The following is a 14,556-nucleotide window of genomic DNA, read 5'->3' as shown; positions in this document are numbered from 1 at the left end:
CTGCTGGCCGGCCGCTATACGCTGCTGGACCACTCGCCGCTGGACACGTTCCTGCCGCTGTGCGCCCGGCGCGGTGTCTCCATCGTCGTCGGCGGACCCTACAATTCCGGCATCCTGGCCACCGGGGTGAAGGGTCCCGGCCCTTTCAACTACCTGTACCAGCCGGCCCCGCCGGAGATCGTGGCCCGTGTCGCCGCCATCGAGGCGGTGTGCGACGCCCATGGCGTGCCGCTGGCAGCGGCGGCCCTGCAATTCCCGCTGGCCCATCCGGTGGTGGCCAGCGTCATTCCGGGCATGAATTCCCCCCGGCAGGTGGAACAGGCCGTCAGCCTGAGCCGCCACCCCATCCCGGCCGCCCTGTGGGCCGACCTGAAACAACAGGGGCTGCTGCGCGCCGACGCGCCGGTTCCCGCCTGATCAACACCCATTTCATAAGGAAACCCACCATGGGACGCCTTGAAGGCAAGATTGCCGTCGTCACGGCCGCCGGCCAGGGGATCGGCCGCGCCAGTGCCGAGCTTTTCGCCCGCGAAGGGGCCAAAGTCTTCGCCATCGACATCAATGCCGACACGCTGGCCACGCTGTCGGGTATGGAGACCCGCCGGCTGAACCTGCTGGACGGCGACGCCATCCGTGCGCTTGCCGATGACATCGGCGGGATCGACGTGCTGTTCAACTGCGCGGGCTATGTGCATGCCGGCACGCTGGCCAGCACAGAGGACAAGGACCTGGATTTCTCCTTCGACCTTAATGTCAAGGCGGCCCACCGCATGATCCGGGCCTTCCTGCCCGGCATGATCGCGCGGGGCGGCGGTTCCATCGTCAACATGTCGTCGGTGGCGGGAACGGTTCTGGGCGTGGCCAACCGGTATGCCTATGGCGTGACCAAGGCCGCCCTGGTCGGCCTGACCAAATCGGTGGCCGTGGATTTCGTGGACAAGGGCATCCGGTGCAATGCCATCTGCCCCGGCACGGTACAGTCGCCCTCGCTGGATGAACGGCTGGCGGCCACGGGCGATGCGGACGCCGCACGGGCCGCCTTCGTGGCGCGTCAGCCCATGGGCCGCATCGGCCGGCCGGAAGAGATCGCGGAACTGGCGCTCTATCTCGCCTCCGATCTCTCCTCCTACACGACGGGGACCGTCAATATCATCGATGGCGGCTGGTCCAACGCCTGATGCCATTTCCCGGTGATCGTACCGATCGCCGGGCCTCAATCGCCAGCGCCCACAGGCGTGGGCTTTGGCTACGCGCCACGAGGCGCGCGGCAGCAGTCGCTGCCGAACCGGATGCCGATGAGGCCCACTCATCGGCATCCGGTATAAGCGGGAGCGGCCGCGGCCATGATCATCTCCTCCACCACCGATTTCCGGGAGGCGGCGAGACGCCGCCTCCCGCGATTCCTGTTCGACTATGCCGATGGCGGCGCCTATGCGGAGGAGACGCTGCGCCGCAACGTCGCCGACCTGGCCGGCATCGCGCTGCGCCAGCGTGTGTTGCGCGACGTCGCCGACATCACCTTGCAGACCACCCTGTTCGGCCAGACCATGGCCATGCCCGTGGCCCTGGGACCTGTCGGCATTTCCGGCATGTTCCGGCGGCGGGGCGAGGTGCAGGCGGCGCGGGCCGCCAACAAGGCCGGCCTGCCTTTCTGCCTGTCCACCGTTTCCATCTGTTCGATGGCAGAGGTGGCGGGGAACAGCGGCGGGCCACACTGGTTCCAGCTCTATGTCATCCGCGATCGCGGCTTCATGCGTGAATTGCTGGCCACCGCCAGGGAACAGGGTGCCAAGGCCCTGGTCTTCACGGTCGATATGCCCGTGCCCGGCGCCCGTTACCGGGACGCCCATTCCGGCATGTCCGGCCCCCATGCGCCGCTGCGCCGGGTCGTCCAGGCCATGTTCAAGCCGGGCTGGGCGTGGGATGTGGGGATGAACGGCCGCCCGCACCGGCTGGGCAACCTGGCCCCGGTGCTGGGTGCCAAAAGCGGCATGAATGATTATATGGGCTGGCTGGGCGCCAATTTCGATCCGTCCATCGGCTGGGCCGATCTGGACTGGATCCGCCAGGGCTGGGACGGTCCGCTGATCATCAAGGGCATCCTGGACCCCGATGATGCGCGGGCGGCCGCCGATATCGGGGCCGACGGCATTGTCGTTTCCAACCATGGCGGACGGCAGCTTGACGGTGTGCTGTCGTCGGCCTGGGCCCTGCCCGCCATTGCCGAGGCCGTGGGTGACCGCCTGACCGTGCTGGCCGATGGCGGCGTGCGCTCCGGCCTGGACGTGGTGCGCATGCTGGCCCTGGGCGCCAGGGGTGTGCTGCTGGGCCGTGCCTGGCTCTATGCCCTGGCGGCGGGGGGCGAGGCAGGGGTGGCGCAGCTTCTGGACCTGATGGCCAGGGAAATGCGCGTCGCCATGGCCCTGACCGGCGTGCGGAAGATCACAGAGATCGACCGGTCGATCCTGGCCTGACACTCCCCCTGCCCCCACTTTATTCCCGCCTGCCATCGGGCCGCCGTTACAGCAACGGCGGCCCGATTTCTTTACCGGCCCCATGCCCTGCTGGCCACGCCCCAAAAAAAGAACCCCCAACCCGTTTCCGGGAAGGGGGTTTCAGTACATGGGAGGGGTAAACGCTTAGAACCGGACCCGCACGCCAGCCGCGTAGCGGCGGCCGGTGGTGCGGTATTCCTTGGTCCGGTCGGGCGTGGTGGAGTAGATGAACTCGTTCTCGTCGGTCAAGTTCAGCGCTTCGACGGTCACCGCGACATTCTCCGTCACGTCGTAGGAAGCGCTGGCATCCAACTGCCCATAGGCGTCGAAATATTCCGGATCGCCGTTACGGCCGGATGCCACCTGCAGGAACTTGTCGCGCCAGGTATAGGCCAGGCGCAGTTGCACCCCGTCCTTTTCATAGAACCCGACAAGGCTGTAGGAATATTTCGACAGGCCCTGCAGGCCATAGGACACGCCATTGACCGCATTGGTGTAGTTGGCGTTGCTTTCCACATAGGTGAAGCTGGCCTGGGTACCCAGCCCGTCGAACGGCTCGGGCAGCATGTCGAACACCTGACGATAGCCGACTTCCAGGCCCTTGACCGTCGCGCCCTCCCCATTGGTGGGCTGGGTGACCTGGAACACCACCTCATCGACCTTCTGCGGCGTCGTCGCCTTGGCCACAAAGCTGTCGATGTTTTTGTAGAAGACGGCGGCCGACAGCATGGACAGCCGGTCGAAATACCATTCCAGACCCAGTTCAAGCTGAGAGGCGCGGAACGGTTCCAGGTCGGGATTGCCGCGGGTGATCTGCTCGTTGCCCGGATTGGACAGGATCGACTGGGCCGGCGACAGGTCCGACAGGGTCGGGCGGGTCATGACGCGGGACGCCGCGAAGCGGGCCACCACATCGTCGGACAGGTCCAGCTTGGCGTTCAGCGACGGCAGCACGTCGGTGTAATTGCCCGAGAAGCTGATCGGCTGGATACCCGACAGGACGATGATGTTCTGGCCCAGACCGTTGGGCTTGGCGCTGACGACGCTCTGGGCGGCGCCGGCGCTGGTGAACTTCGTGTCCTCGATGCGCACGCCGGTATTGACCGCCAGCGGCAGGCCGCCGATTTCCGTCTTCAGGTCGAACATCAGGTAACCCAGCGTCACCTTTTCCCGGACCCGGGAACTGGCGGCGGGATCGGCGACGGGAACGGTATAGGTGCCTTCCGGACGCGCCAGCAGATGGGCCACCATCTCACGCGGGTCATAGGTGACCCAGTCGCGGACGATGTTGTTGCTCTTGTACTTGGCGAAGAAATTCATGTCCGTCGCGGTGAACAGCGAAGAGGGCAGCAGCACTGCCCCACCGCAATAGGCGCAGGCCACGGAACCCGGCTGACCAATGGCGTCCACCGTCTTGGTGCGCTGCTGATGGGCCACACCGGCGGAGATGGAGATGCCATCACCCGGATCCCAGACGCCATCCAGCTTGTATTCCTGCGTCTCGTCCTTGTAGTCCGAACCGCCCCACAGATTGTAATGGGCGCCAACATGGCTGAGGTCGGTCGCCACATTGGGGATGGTGGGCGAGGAGAAGCCGTAATCATAGATCGGGTTACCACCGCGACGATCATAGGTCATCGTCATGCCGGTGCGCCGGATGGTGGAGAAGATGCTGTCTTCCTTGCCCTTGCGCGTGGCTTCCGACATCGAGGCGTCAAAATTCAGCTTGAACGCCTCCTTCTCCCAGGCGGTGTTGAAGCCGACCAGATAGGTCTCGGTCAGGCGCGGCGTATAGGTGACGATCTCGTCCACCGTGCCGCCCACGATCTTCTGGAAGACGGCCGAGCCGTTATTCACCACCTGTTCCGTCAGGGTGCCCGACGAGAAATCGTAGGCGAGACCCGTCGACCGGTCGATCTGATCCATCTTCGAATAGAAACCGTCGACGGTCATGGTCAGGTTTTCGGTCGGCTTATACTGCACCGTGCCGTTCAGGCCCAGACGCTCACGCGAGGTCTGGTAGAAGAAGGGCGACAGGTTGGACGGCATGTCCACGCCGCTGAAGCTGCCGATGCCGGCCGCGGTGCGGCCATACCAGTAATCGTTGGTGGAGACGTTGCCGCGCTTCACATGGCCGGCGCCGATGTCGAATTCGTCATTGCGGGTGTCGCGATCCTCATAGGAGGCAACCAGCGCCACACCGAAATTGGCATCTTCATTGCGCCAACTGACGATACCCGACAGCGACGGATCGGTACTGTCGGCCAGCTTGTTGTAGATGCCGCGCGCCGTGCCGGCGATGACCAGTTCCTTCTGATCCAGCGGCCGCACCGTGCGGATATTGACCGTAGCGCCGATGGAGGCGCCGTTGATATTGGCGCTCGGGCTTTTATAGACATCGGCGCCGGAGATCAATTCGGACGGCAACACGTCAAAGCTGAACTCGCGGCCGACATTCTCCGTGGCCAGCGTGCGTCCGTTCAGCGTGACGGTGTTGAACTGCGGCCCCAGGCCGCGCACGGAAATGAACTGGCCGTCACCGCGATTGCGGTCGATCGACACGCCGGTGATGCGCTGCAGCGATTCCGCCACATTCTGATCCGGCAGCTTGCCCAGATCCTCGCTGGCGATGCTGTCCACCACGCCGATGGCGTTACGCTTGATGTCGGTCGAAAGCTGCAGCGACCGCTTGATGCCCGTAACGACGATTTCTTCCAGCGTATCCGCCCCCGCCGGGGTTCCCTGCGCCCAAACGGGGCCGACCGCCGCCTGCAGCAGCGCACAGCATGCGACACCCTGGGCAATACCCTTCAACACACGCTTCATTATGACTTTCCTCTCCCTCTGCCGGCCGCCTTGCTCATCGAAATGCCAGCGCCTGTTGTCTGAAATATCAGTGACACGGGATGAAATTCCATGCAACGGATTTTTTATGCGTTCAGACCGGCCGGCATGGCGATAGCGGAAATCCTTGGCGGCGCGATACGCCACTCTGAAAGCCATAAGGCGCTGCTGAACGCGCCGGGCATGGAAGAGGAGATTCCGGCTCAGGACGGGCGGGGAGCGGTCGACTCTGCCCCAGACGTTCCCACAGCCCCGAACGACGACAGGGCCAAGCGCGAGATGGCGCTGGCCCTGATCAATGCGTGGAAGTGAAGCCCGGAGGGGCAACCTGCCACCCTTAGCCAGCCAAAAGACGCCCCGAGGGGCACGCCGGACCGCCTGATCAATGGGCGGCGTGCCCACCAGTCACGGTCAAGGCTGGCCTATGTTAGGAAAAATACGCCAACGGGATGCGCGGAAATTTGTTCACCCGAAGTAACCCGTATCCACATCGGCGATGATGCCGATCAGGCCGTGATCCAGGACCTGATGGTGGAAATTCTGCAGGCTGTATGTGGCCACGTCGCCCTGATGGTCGGTGATGGTGACGACGCGGCTGTCGATATCGATCACTACGACACTGTCCACCAACAGACCGTCGGCCGTCGTGCCCTCTACCGTCAGCGTTCTGGTGTCCCCCTCATTCAGCACGGAATAATCCAGCGTGCCTGAATCCCCGTCAGCCTGGATCAGCGTATATTGACCGACCAGCCCGTCGATTCCGCTGGTCTGGACAAAGGTGGCATGGTCGCCATCGGCCGTGACGGTATCCACGGTGCGGGTGTTACTGTCCAGGGCGATCGTGGTGGTGGTCGTGCCCTTGTCGCTGGTCACCACGGTCTGGACCGTATTGTCGTCCGGATGCGTGACCTGCTTTGTCACCACCGAAACCGCGCCATCGGCATCGGTGCGGGTGGTGCTGGTGGAAACGCTATCGTCCGTGCGGGTCCGTTCCACCACCAGGGTCGAGCCGTCATCAAAGGCGATGCTGGTGGTGATGCCGGTATCGGTCTTCACCGTTTCGCTGCTGGTGATGGTCGGTCGGTCGGCGGCGCTGTTGTCGCCATTGTCCGCGGGTGATCCCTGGTCGGCAATCATGTCCAGCCAGTTCAGGTGATCGATACCTTCGGCCAGCGGCGGCGGCAGGCCGACATGGCCGACGGCGATATTCTGCGCCGTCGTGGGGCCGTGCTGGGCATTTTGACGGGTGGGCGAAAGGGTGCCGACAGAAGCGGGCCGGGACGCCATGGAAACCTCCGCGAAGGAATGAACGGCGACGCCGGATGGCGGCGTCATTCCTTCCACGGGATGTTAAGCGACTTGCTGTCGCGTAATTTTTAAATCCCCTCGCCCGCCTCTACCGTATCGGACAGGCGGCCCCGGATGGCATTGGCGGTTTCGCGCGCCACCATATCGTCACGATGGCGGGGGCGCGGCCCATCGATACGGTCCGCAGACCGCACGCCGGCAGGGCTGCCGGCCAGCAGCACGACCCGGTCGGCCAGATACACGGCCTCGTCGATATCATGGGTGACGAACAGGATGGTCTTGCCCGTGCGCTGCCACAGGTCGACCAGTTCGTCCTGCAGGCCCTGGCGCGTGATGGCGTCCAGCGCGCCGAACGGTTCATCCATCATCAACAGGTCGGGATCGACGGCCAGTGCGCGGGCAATGGCCACACGCTGACGCTGCCCACCCGACAATTGGTGCGGCCAGCGGTCGGCTTTGTCGGCCAGCCCCACCAGATCCAGGGCGTCCAGCGCGCGGCGGCGTCTGGTCGCCTTGTCCAGGCCCAGCCCCTCCAGCCCGAATTCGACATTCTTCACCACCCGGCGCCAGGGCAGCAGGCGCGCATCCTGGAACACCATGGCATAGGGGCGGCGGCCCGGCGTTTCGGGGCTGTCGCGGGTCACGGTGCCCGATGACGGCTTCACCAGACCGGCGATAACCCGCAGCAACGTGGATTTGCCCACACCCGACGCGCCCACAACGGCCACGAATTCCCCATCCGCGATGTCGAGATGGAAATCCTTCAGCACGATGGTACGGCCGCGATCACTGTCGAAGGACAGCGTCAGATCCTTGATCGAAATCATGCTTTCCACGCCAGCAGACGGTCACGCAGGGCAACGAAGGCCATATCGACCACGCCATAAAGCACGGCCATGGTGATCATGTAGACGACCACCACGTCGGTGGCCAGCAGTGACGAGGCCTGCATCATGCGCTGCCCCAGCCCGGCCACGCCGAACAGCTCCGCCGCCACCACCGCCATCCAGGCCTGGCCCAGGCCGGTGCGCAGGCCCGCCATGATCGGCTGGACCGACGCCGGCAGGATCACCTTCACCAGCTTGGCCAGGGGAGAGCGATGGCCAAAGGCATTGGCCAGTTCGATCAGGTCGCGATCCACGGCCTGCACCGCGCCCAGGGCAGCGAAGTAATTGATCCAGAAGACGCCGACGATGATGATGAAGTTCGCCGCCGTGGAGGACACGCCGAACCAGATGATCGCGAACGGGACCCAGGCCAGCCCCGGAATGGGGCGCAGCAGGCGGACGATCCAGTTGGTCATATCCTCCAGCGTGCGCGACATGCCCGTCGCCACGCCCAGCGCTACGCCCATGGCCGACCCCAGCACCAAACCCGACAGATAGTGTCGCAGGCTTTGCAGCACGGCGTCGGCCCAGGCCCCGGATGTCAATTCCCGCCAGAAGGTGGCGGGAATTTCGCTGGGCGCCGGCAGCAGCATGGGCTTCACCAGCCCCAATCGCGGCAACGCCTCCCACAGGGCGAAAAACAGCACGACGCCAAGCAGCGACAGGGAAAGGCGCAGGATACGCGGACGGGCCATGGGGATTGACCGTAAAATTGCACGGAAGCGCGGAGCGCGCGGGATGAATTCCACACAAAAACATGACGGACGGCAAGGTTGTTTTACGCAACCGTGCCGCCCGTCAATGCCTTGGCCGTCAGCGGCCCGATGTTACTTCTTGAGCTTCTGGTAATAGGACAGGTCGAAAATCTGCTCCACCGGCGTGGCTTCCTTCACGGTGCCCAGCTTCACCTGATAATCCTGCACCAGGGCGGTTTCCTTCAGGATGCTGGCCGGGTCGGTGTTGAACTTCACCGCCGGCGATGACAGGGCCTGTTCGATGATGGCAGCCGGAACAAGACCCTTGCCGATAGCGGATTCGATGGCGGCCACGGCCACCTTCTTGTCCTTCTTCAGCACGTCGGTGGCCCGGGCGGTCAGTTCGACCAGCTTCTGGGCGATGTCCGGGTGCTTGGACGTGAAATCATCAGTCAGGGCGATGACATTGCCCGGCTGGTTCTTCAGGATGTCCTGACCATAGGCCAGAACCTTCACATCCTTGTTGCGGCCGGTGATGATGGTCAGGGCCGGTTCGCGGATGATGGCGCCATCGACGGCACCGACCAGCAGGGCCTGCTGCGTGGCGTCGATGCCCTGCGGCACCAGTTCCACATACTGCTTGTCGACCTTGGCCACTTCCCACAACCAATATTGCAGGAAGGTGTTGGGCACCGACCCGGCCGGCTGCGTGGCCAGCTTCAGCGGGCGGCCCAGCTTCTTGGACAGGGCCTCGATGGCCTGGGCCGGGGAACCGGCCGTCTTGGCCAGATCGGGGCCGGCAGCAACCACCAGTTCCTCCACGGCGGTGGAAGCGACAACCTTGATGCCGACCCCCTTGCCCCGCGCAACGACCACCGGGGCCACCCCGGCGATATAGGCATCCAGCGTGCCGGACGCGACGGCCTGGATGGCATTCGGGCCGCTGTCGAACTGCTTGAGCTGCAGGTCGAAGCCGTTTTCCAGATCCCAGCCCTGGTTATCGATGACAAAGGCCTGCGCGGCCCCCAGCACGGGGATATAGCCGGCACGAACCACCACGGGGTCGGCAGCCTGGACGGAACCAATAGCGGCCAGACCCGTTAGCACGGTGGCAGCAACAAGGCGGGCGGCGAAACGGGTAAGCGACATGAAGCGGCCTCCTTCGGGGCATCGGGGTCGGCGGGTCACCCGCCGTCGACGCCAAAGGTTTTACATCCATCGGATTTCGTCAATGGGAAATGTGATTTTGGAAAAACAACAATCATCATGTGTGATATGTGAAATTGCTCACGACAAAATCTGCACAGATTATCACTTGACAGTGGCCTTCGGATCACCAACTCTATCCACAGGCCGCAAGGTCCGGTCTGGTCCACCACAGGACCCGCGGGAATTTGACGAACAGCAGCTTGCGCCGCGACATCAACCGCTAAAGCGCCACGAAGTCCCTTCGTGGTTTGGTTCAAACCATTGTGGAGGAAGGGCGAAATGGGAATCCATACCCTGTTTTCAAAACAGATGACCTCTCCCACCAGCGGCCCTATGCGGGGCTGTTGACGCGGGTTCGACCCGCTTCATCCACCGCACATGACCATTGTACAGCGCGACAACGTTGTTTCGTCGCGACGGGAGTTTATTGACATGACGAACCAGGCATTCAGCATCGAAACCAGCCGGCATGCAGCCGGCCTTGCCGTGGCCGATGGCCAGGGTTTCCGCTTCTTTTCCGCCCATCCGCTGTTTTCCAGCCTGGATGGAAAGCACTTCCACAGCGTGGCCGCCGTTGAAAAGGCCGCCCGCCGGCGCGAAAACGAAATCCGTCCCGCCAGCCGCCGTCAGGACAGCCGGGGGGAGGTCTTCCGTTCCTGGGGCCTGAAACCCGATAATGCGGGAGAGGCCGTTACCCGCGCCCGTACCACTCCGTAAACAGTTCCGGCCAGCGTCGCAGCGGGTTTTCGGCCGCGATCCGGGGACCGTGGCCGAAGCCATGGCCACCTCTGGCATAAAGATGCATCTCCACCTCCACCCCCGCCTTGCGACAAGCGGCGTGGAATAGCAGGCTGTTTTCCACCGGCACCGCCATGTCGTCACAGGCATGCAGCAGGAAGGTGAACGGGGTCGCCGCCGTGACGTTGCGATCGGCGGAGAACCGTTCCACCTCCACCTGCGACGGGTTGGGACCCAGCATACGGTCGCGCGATCCTGCATGGGCGGCGCCACCCATGTCGATGACGGGATAGATCAGGGCCAGTTTCCCCGGTCGCGCCGACAGCCCGTCGGCCGCATCGACGGGGTGATACACGACCTCGTCGAATTTGGTGCCCAGCGTCGCCGCAACATGGCCGCCGGCGGAAAAACCCATGATGCCCAGACGGTCGCCATCGATACGGAACGATTTTGCGCGCTGGCGGATCAGGCGCATGGCGCGTTGCGCATCCTGCAAGGCCACCGTGGGGCCATGCTGCGGCGCCTCCCCCGGCAGGCGATAGGTCAGCACAAAGATGGTGAACCCTTGGGCTGTCAGCAAGGTCGCCAACTCCCCACCTTCCTTATCCACCACCACCCGCTGATACCCGCCGCCGGGCGTGATCAGAAGGGCACGGCCATCGGGCCTGAGCGGACGATGGATGGTCAGATAGGGGCGGGTGATCCCTTCCATATAACGGTCGGGCCTGGACGGGTCCTGGCTGCGTTCCACCATCTTCTGCGACAGGTCGGCCCCCTTCGATCCCGGCCCGATACCGCCGGGCCAGATTTCCAGCTTCTCTGCCGTCGGCACTGTGCCCATTGCAGCCGGCGCGGCCAGCATGCCCGCCATCAATGCCGACCCGCGCAACCAGTCCCGCCGCGATACAGCCATTTCCGCCCCTCGATTCTTGCTTGGTAACCGGTGGACAATGATGCATGGCCACCCCACGTCAGACAAGCCCCGCCGCGACAGACCGCCACATCGCCACCGGAACCATTCGGAAATAAGATGCATAAAAAATACATCTTATGGAGAAGACCATGAGCCGCATCGTTCCCCAGCTCAAGCATGACCATGCCGAACTGAAGGCCATCCTGGAACCGGTGCGCCAGCACGGCATCGGCACACAGGAAGGGCGGCGGACGCTGCTGGCCGCGCGCACTTTGTTCATCGACCATATCCGGCGGGAGGATGAGGAATTCTATCCCGACTATCGCCGCCTCGCCCGTCAGGACCCGCTGCGCGCCGCCACGGCCGATCAGTTCAGCCACGAGATGGTGGCCTTGGGCGCCCAGATCCTGGGTTTCTTCGACAAGTACCGGGAGGGTGGGTCGGGCATGGAATTCGCCCTGGATTTCGGCCGGATGAGCGCGCTTTTGCAGTCGCGCTGGCACAAGGAGGAAGCGATCCTCTATGCCCGGTATGAGGAACTGGCGGCCCGCAAGGCTGCCTGAACGGGGTGGCCCTGCCCCGCCCGACCTGTTAAACCGCCCCCAGCATTCGACCTTACGGAGCGGAGCCATGTCGGGCAGCGTCACCCTTTACGGCATCAAGAACTGCGACACGATGAAGAAGGCCCGTGACTGGCTGGACGCCAAGGGCGTGGCCTATCAGTTCCATGATTACAAGGTGGCGGGCATCGACCGGGAGCGGCTGACCGCCTGGGTCGATGCGCTGGGCTGGGAACCCGTGCTGAACCGCGCCGGCACAACCTTCAAAAAGCTGCCGGAGGAGGCGAAGCAGGGCCTGGACCGCGACAAGGCCATCGCCCTGATGCTGGAACAGCCGTCAATGATCAAGCGGCCCATGCTGGACCGCGCCGGCACGCTGACCGTCGGCTTCAAGCCGGAGATCTATGCGACGCTGTTCTGACGGAGTGCGGCGCGCGGGCTAGCTGAGCGTCACCGAATAGGTCAGGTCACGGGCATAGACACGGCTGATGCGCCATTCGACCTTGCGGTCCTGCAACGACAGGGCCAACCGGTCAATGCACAGGATCGACGCTCCCGCCGGGGCGGCCAGCAGGCGCTGGTCATCGGGTGTGGCCAGATCGGCGCGCAGTTCCTCGTTCGCCGACACGATGTTGATGCCAAAATCGGTCTGGTACAGCGAATAGAGGGTGTTGGGTAGCGGCATCCGGTCTTCGATCTTCAGGAACAGAAGGGAGGGCAGGATGATTGTTTCCCGGATCGTCGGCTTGCCATCGACAAGCCGGACGCGGTTGATCTCCACCACCTTGGCACCCTTGGCCAGGTCCAGCTTCTGCTGATCGGCCACGCGCGCCACGCGTACGCGCACGCTCTGGTCACCCATGGTCGGGGTCACCCGTTCCCCGCCCGGCCGCACCATGCGGAAGAAGCGGAACAGGGACCGTTCCTGGGTATTCTCCGCGATGAAGGTCCCCTTGCCCTGGTGCCGCACCAGCAGTTTTTCCGCCGTCAGCGCGTCCAGAACCTTGCGCATGGTCCCCTGGCTGACGCCAAGTTCGCGGGCCAGCGCATGTTCGCTGGGAATGGCCTCACCCGGCCGCCACACACCCTCCGCCACCTTGTTGACGATGATGTCATAGACCTGTCGGTAAAGCGGGCGGTAACCGGGGACGTCCATGCGGTGGAGGCATCCTGTGCTGGATGAAAGAGACTTATATAAGATAAAACAGTTCTCACGGAATCTTCAAGATTTTTGGGACTGAGGACCGCTCCGCACACCGCGCGGGGCGGTCCCGATCATCGCGACCTTACCCCAGTCCGCCGATGCAGGCATATTTCAGCGTCGTGTAATCGTCGATACCGTGGCGGGAGCCTTCCACGCCGACGCCCGATTCCTTATGCCCGCCGAACGGCGCCACCTCCGTCGTGATCAGCCCTTCATTGATACCGACCAGACCATAATCCAGCCCTTCCATCATCCGGAAGGCCCGGCCCAGGTCACGTGTATAGACATAAGAGGCCAGCCCATATTCGGTATCGTTGGCCATGCGCAGGGCATCCGCCTCCGTCGCGAACTGGAAGACGGGCGCCAACGGCGCGAAACTTTCATCCCGCGCCACCAGCATATCGGACGTGGCACCGATGATCAGGGTCGGCTGGAAGAAACTGCCGCCCAGCGCATGCCGCCCCCCGCCGGTCACGACCCGCGCCCCCTTGGCCACGGCATCGGCGATATGTTCCTCGATCTTAGCCACCCCGCCCATATCGATCAGCGGGCCTTGCACCACCCCATCCGCCAGCCCGTCACCCACCTTCATGGCCGACACGGCCGCCGCCATGCGCTCCACAAAGGCGTCATGGATGCCGGCCTGGACCAGGATGCGGTTGGCGCAGACGCAGGTCTGGCCGGTATTGCGGAACTTGGCCAGCATGGCCCCCGCCACGGCGGCATCCAGATCGGCATCGTCGAACACGATGAAGGGTGCATTGCCGCCCAGTTCCATGGAAACCCGCTTCATCTGCGCCATGGCCTGGGCCGCCAGGGCCTTGCCCACGGATGTGGAGCCCGTGAAGGTGATCTTGGCGAGGTGCGGATTCTCACACATCTCCGCCGCGATCTCTGCCGCCGTACCGGTGACAATGTTCACCACGCCGGGGGGGAAGCCAACCTGTTGGGCCAGGACGCCCATGGCCAGCGCCGAATAGGGGGTCTGGCTCGCCGGCTTCACCACCATGGTACAGCCGGCGGCCAGGGCAGCGCCCAGCTTGCGCGCGATCATGCTGTTGGGGAAGTTCCAGGGTGTGATGGCCCCCACCACCCCCACCGGTTCCCGCACGGCCAGCAGGCGACGGTTCTTCCAGGGCGACGGGATGACATCGCCATAGACGCGCCGGGCTTCTTCCGCGAACCAGCGGATATAGGCCGCACCCAGCGTCACCTCTCCCACCGCCTCGGCCAGCGGCTTGCCCATTTCCAAGGTCAACAGGCGGCCCAGGTCCGCCTTGTTGGCCAGGATGGCATCGTGCAGCTTCATCATCAGGTTGGCGCGGTCAGCGGCCGTCCATGTCCGCCAGTCCTGAAAGGCGCGGTGCGCGGTATCTATGGCGGCCTTGGCCTCAGCCCGGCCGCCGCGCGGTATTGACCCCAGCACATCACCTGTTGAGGGATTGGAAACAGCGATACGGGCACCGTCCATGGCATCCTGCCAAACGCCATTGATGAGGCATTGCTGACGCAGCAGCGGGTGGGAAATCGGCATTTCCGGGGTTCCTTCTTCCATGTGGCGGGCGTCGCGGCGCCCCCTCTATCGGGCTGGACGAGTATCTATTCCAACTCTTATATAAGATACAACTCTTGTCTTACCTAAGACCATGCGGTAGGAATGGAGCAACCCCGCCAACAAGGGGAGCCGACAATTGAACAGGGAG

At 63.9% G+C, this 14,556-nt stretch carries 15 protein-coding genes; 7 read left to right on the top strand and 8 right to left on the bottom strand.

Annotation, left to right across the window (positions count from 1 at the left end; translation table 11 throughout):
* The 3 genes from KBA48_RS07400 to lldD form a co-directional block, all read left to right on the top strand.
* On the top strand, window positions 1-417 hold a 417-nt coding region (locus KBA48_RS07400), incomplete at its 5' end, for an aldo/keto reductase (RefSeq protein WP_292904755.1).
* Between the two features lie 29 nt (window positions 418-446).
* Window positions 447-1,178, top strand: coding sequence for an SDR family oxidoreductase (locus tag KBA48_RS07395; RefSeq protein WP_292904753.1), 732 nt, complete (start codon window positions 447-449; stop codon window positions 1,176-1,178).
* Between the two features lie 165 nt (window positions 1,179-1,343).
* On the top strand, window positions 1,344-2,474 hold the full coding sequence (lldD, locus tag KBA48_RS07390) for an FMN-dependent L-lactate dehydrogenase LldD (protein ID WP_292904751.1): 1,131 nt from the start codon (window positions 1,344-1,346) through the stop codon (window positions 2,472-2,474).
* Window positions 2,475-2,639: 165 nt separating this feature from the next.
* On the opposite strand, the gene KBA48_RS07385 is transcribed toward lldD, so the two are convergent.
* The gene (locus tag KBA48_RS07385) at window positions 2,640-5,321 is read right to left on the bottom strand and encodes a TonB-dependent receptor (protein ID WP_292904749.1); all 2,682 of its coding nucleotides are present in this window, start codon (window positions 5,319-5,321) and stop codon (window positions 2,640-2,642) included.
* A gap of 90 nt (window positions 5,322-5,411) precedes the next feature.
* Here KBA48_RS07385 and KBA48_RS07380 point away from each other — a divergent pair, with 90 nt between their 5' ends.
* Window positions 5,412-5,651, top strand: a complete 240-nt coding sequence (locus KBA48_RS07380; RefSeq protein ID WP_292904747.1) for a hypothetical protein — start codon at window positions 5,412-5,414, stop codon at window positions 5,649-5,651.
* 153 nt (window positions 5,652-5,804) lie between these two features.
* Here the strand turns inward: KBA48_RS07380 and KBA48_RS07375 are convergent, their stop codons facing one another.
* From KBA48_RS07375 to KBA48_RS07360, 4 genes are all read right to left on the bottom strand, one after another.
* Entirely contained in the window at window positions 5,805-6,626 is an 822-nt protein-coding gene (locus KBA48_RS07375; RefSeq protein ID WP_292904745.1) for a hypothetical protein, read from the bottom strand.
* A gap of 89 nt (window positions 6,627-6,715) precedes the next feature.
* On the bottom strand, window positions 6,716-7,474 hold the full coding sequence (locus tag KBA48_RS07370; RefSeq protein ID WP_292904743.1) for an ABC transporter ATP-binding protein: 759 nt from the start codon (window positions 7,472-7,474) through the stop codon (window positions 6,716-6,718).
* Window positions 7,471-8,229, bottom strand: coding sequence for an ABC transporter permease (locus tag KBA48_RS07365; protein ID WP_292904741.1), 759 nt, complete (start codon window positions 8,227-8,229; stop codon window positions 7,471-7,473). Before KBA48_RS07365 ends, KBA48_RS07370 begins: the two co-directional genes overlap by 4 nt.
* A 132-nt stretch (window positions 8,230-8,361) precedes the next feature.
* Window positions 8,362-9,378, bottom strand: a complete 1,017-nt coding sequence (locus KBA48_RS07360) for an ABC transporter substrate-binding protein (RefSeq protein WP_292904739.1) — start codon at window positions 9,376-9,378, stop codon at window positions 8,362-8,364.
* A 492-nt stretch (window positions 9,379-9,870) separates the two neighbouring features.
* On the opposite strand from KBA48_RS07360, the gene KBA48_RS07355 reads away from it, so the two are divergent.
* A complete protein-coding gene (locus KBA48_RS07355; RefSeq protein WP_292904738.1) occupies window positions 9,871-10,155 on the top strand; it encodes a hypothetical protein in 285 nt (94 codons plus the stop codon).
* Here the strand turns inward: KBA48_RS07355 and KBA48_RS07350 are convergent.
* Entirely contained in the window at window positions 10,130-11,089 is a 960-nt protein-coding gene (locus KBA48_RS07350) for an alpha/beta hydrolase (protein WP_292904736.1), read from the bottom strand. The two genes, KBA48_RS07355 and KBA48_RS07350, sit on opposite strands and share 26 nt — an antisense overlap.
* A 149-nt stretch (window positions 11,090-11,238) precedes the next feature.
* Here KBA48_RS07350 and KBA48_RS07345 point away from each other — a divergent pair, with 149 nt between their 5' ends.
* Window positions 11,239-11,652: a hemerythrin domain-containing protein gene (locus tag KBA48_RS07345; RefSeq protein ID WP_292904734.1), complete on the top strand. Its 414-nt coding sequence runs from the start codon at window positions 11,239-11,241 to the stop codon at window positions 11,650-11,652.
* 67 nt (window positions 11,653-11,719) lie between these two features.
* Complete coding sequence (locus KBA48_RS07340; RefSeq protein WP_292904732.1) at window positions 11,720-12,070, top strand: ArsC family reductase; 351 nt, start codon at window positions 11,720-11,722, stop codon at window positions 12,068-12,070.
* A gap of 18 nt (window positions 12,071-12,088) precedes the next feature.
* On the opposite strand, the gene KBA48_RS07335 is transcribed toward KBA48_RS07340, so the two are convergent.
* Complete coding sequence (locus tag KBA48_RS07335; protein ID WP_292904730.1) at window positions 12,089-12,805, bottom strand: GntR family transcriptional regulator; 717 nt, start codon at window positions 12,803-12,805, stop codon at window positions 12,089-12,091.
* Window positions 12,806-12,935: 130 nt separating this feature from the next.
* A complete protein-coding gene (locus KBA48_RS07330) occupies window positions 12,936-14,387 on the bottom strand; it encodes an NAD-dependent succinate-semialdehyde dehydrogenase (RefSeq protein WP_292904728.1) in 1,452 nt (483 codons plus the stop codon).
* Window positions 14,388-14,556 lie beyond the last annotated feature (169 nt).

This window comes from Niveispirillum sp. (genome assembly GCF_017996735.1).
Taxonomy (GTDB): Bacteria; Pseudomonadota; Alphaproteobacteria; order Azospirillales; family Azospirillaceae; genus Niveispirillum.
The sequence above is the reverse complement of the archived record's forward strand: the minus strand, read 5'-3'. Positions and strand labels throughout refer to the sequence as shown.

Excerpts from the sequence above, each read along its gene's own strand:
- KBA48_RS07345 (WP_292904734.1), top strand. The coding sequence starts at position 11,239 with ATGAGCCGCATCGTTCCCCAGCTCAAGCATGACCATGCCGAACTGAAG.
- KBA48_RS07330 (WP_292904728.1), bottom strand. The coding sequence starts at position 14,387 with ATGCCGATTTCCCACCCGCTGCTGCGTCAGCAATGCCTCATCAATGGC.
- KBA48_RS07340 (WP_292904732.1), top strand. The coding sequence starts at position 11,720 with ATGTCGGGCAGCGTCACCCTTTACGGCATCAAGAACTGCGACACGATG.
- KBA48_RS07375 (WP_292904745.1), bottom strand. The coding sequence starts at position 6,626 with ATGGCGTCCCGGCCCGCTTCTGTCGGCACCCTTTCGCCCACCCGTCAA.
- KBA48_RS07335 (WP_292904730.1), bottom strand. The coding sequence starts at position 12,805 with ATGGACGTCCCCGGTTACCGCCCGCTTTACCGACAGGTCTATGACATC.
- KBA48_RS07380 (WP_292904747.1), top strand. The coding sequence starts at position 5,412 with ATGCAACGGATTTTTTATGCGTTCAGACCGGCCGGCATGGCGATAGCG.
- KBA48_RS07385 (WP_292904749.1), bottom strand. The coding sequence starts at position 5,321 with ATGAAGCGTGTGTTGAAGGGTATTGCCCAGGGTGTCGCATGCTGTGCG.
- KBA48_RS07365 (WP_292904741.1), bottom strand. The coding sequence starts at position 8,229 with ATGGCCCGTCCGCGTATCCTGCGCCTTTCCCTGTCGCTGCTTGGCGTC.
- KBA48_RS07360 (WP_292904739.1), bottom strand. The coding sequence starts at position 9,378 with ATGTCGCTTACCCGTTTCGCCGCCCGCCTTGTTGCTGCCACCGTGCTA.
- lldD (WP_292904751.1), top strand. The coding sequence starts at position 1,344 with ATGATCATCTCCTCCACCACCGATTTCCGGGAGGCGGCGAGACGCCGC.
- KBA48_RS07370 (WP_292904743.1), bottom strand. The coding sequence starts at position 7,474 with ATGATTTCGATCAAGGATCTGACGCTGTCCTTCGACAGTGATCGCGGC.
- KBA48_RS07350 (WP_292904736.1), bottom strand. The coding sequence starts at position 11,089 with ATGGCTGTATCGCGGCGGGACTGGTTGCGCGGGTCGGCATTGATGGCG.
- KBA48_RS07355 (WP_292904738.1), top strand. The coding sequence starts at position 9,871 with ATGACGAACCAGGCATTCAGCATCGAAACCAGCCGGCATGCAGCCGGC.
- KBA48_RS07395 (WP_292904753.1), top strand. The coding sequence starts at position 447 with ATGGGACGCCTTGAAGGCAAGATTGCCGTCGTCACGGCCGCCGGCCAG.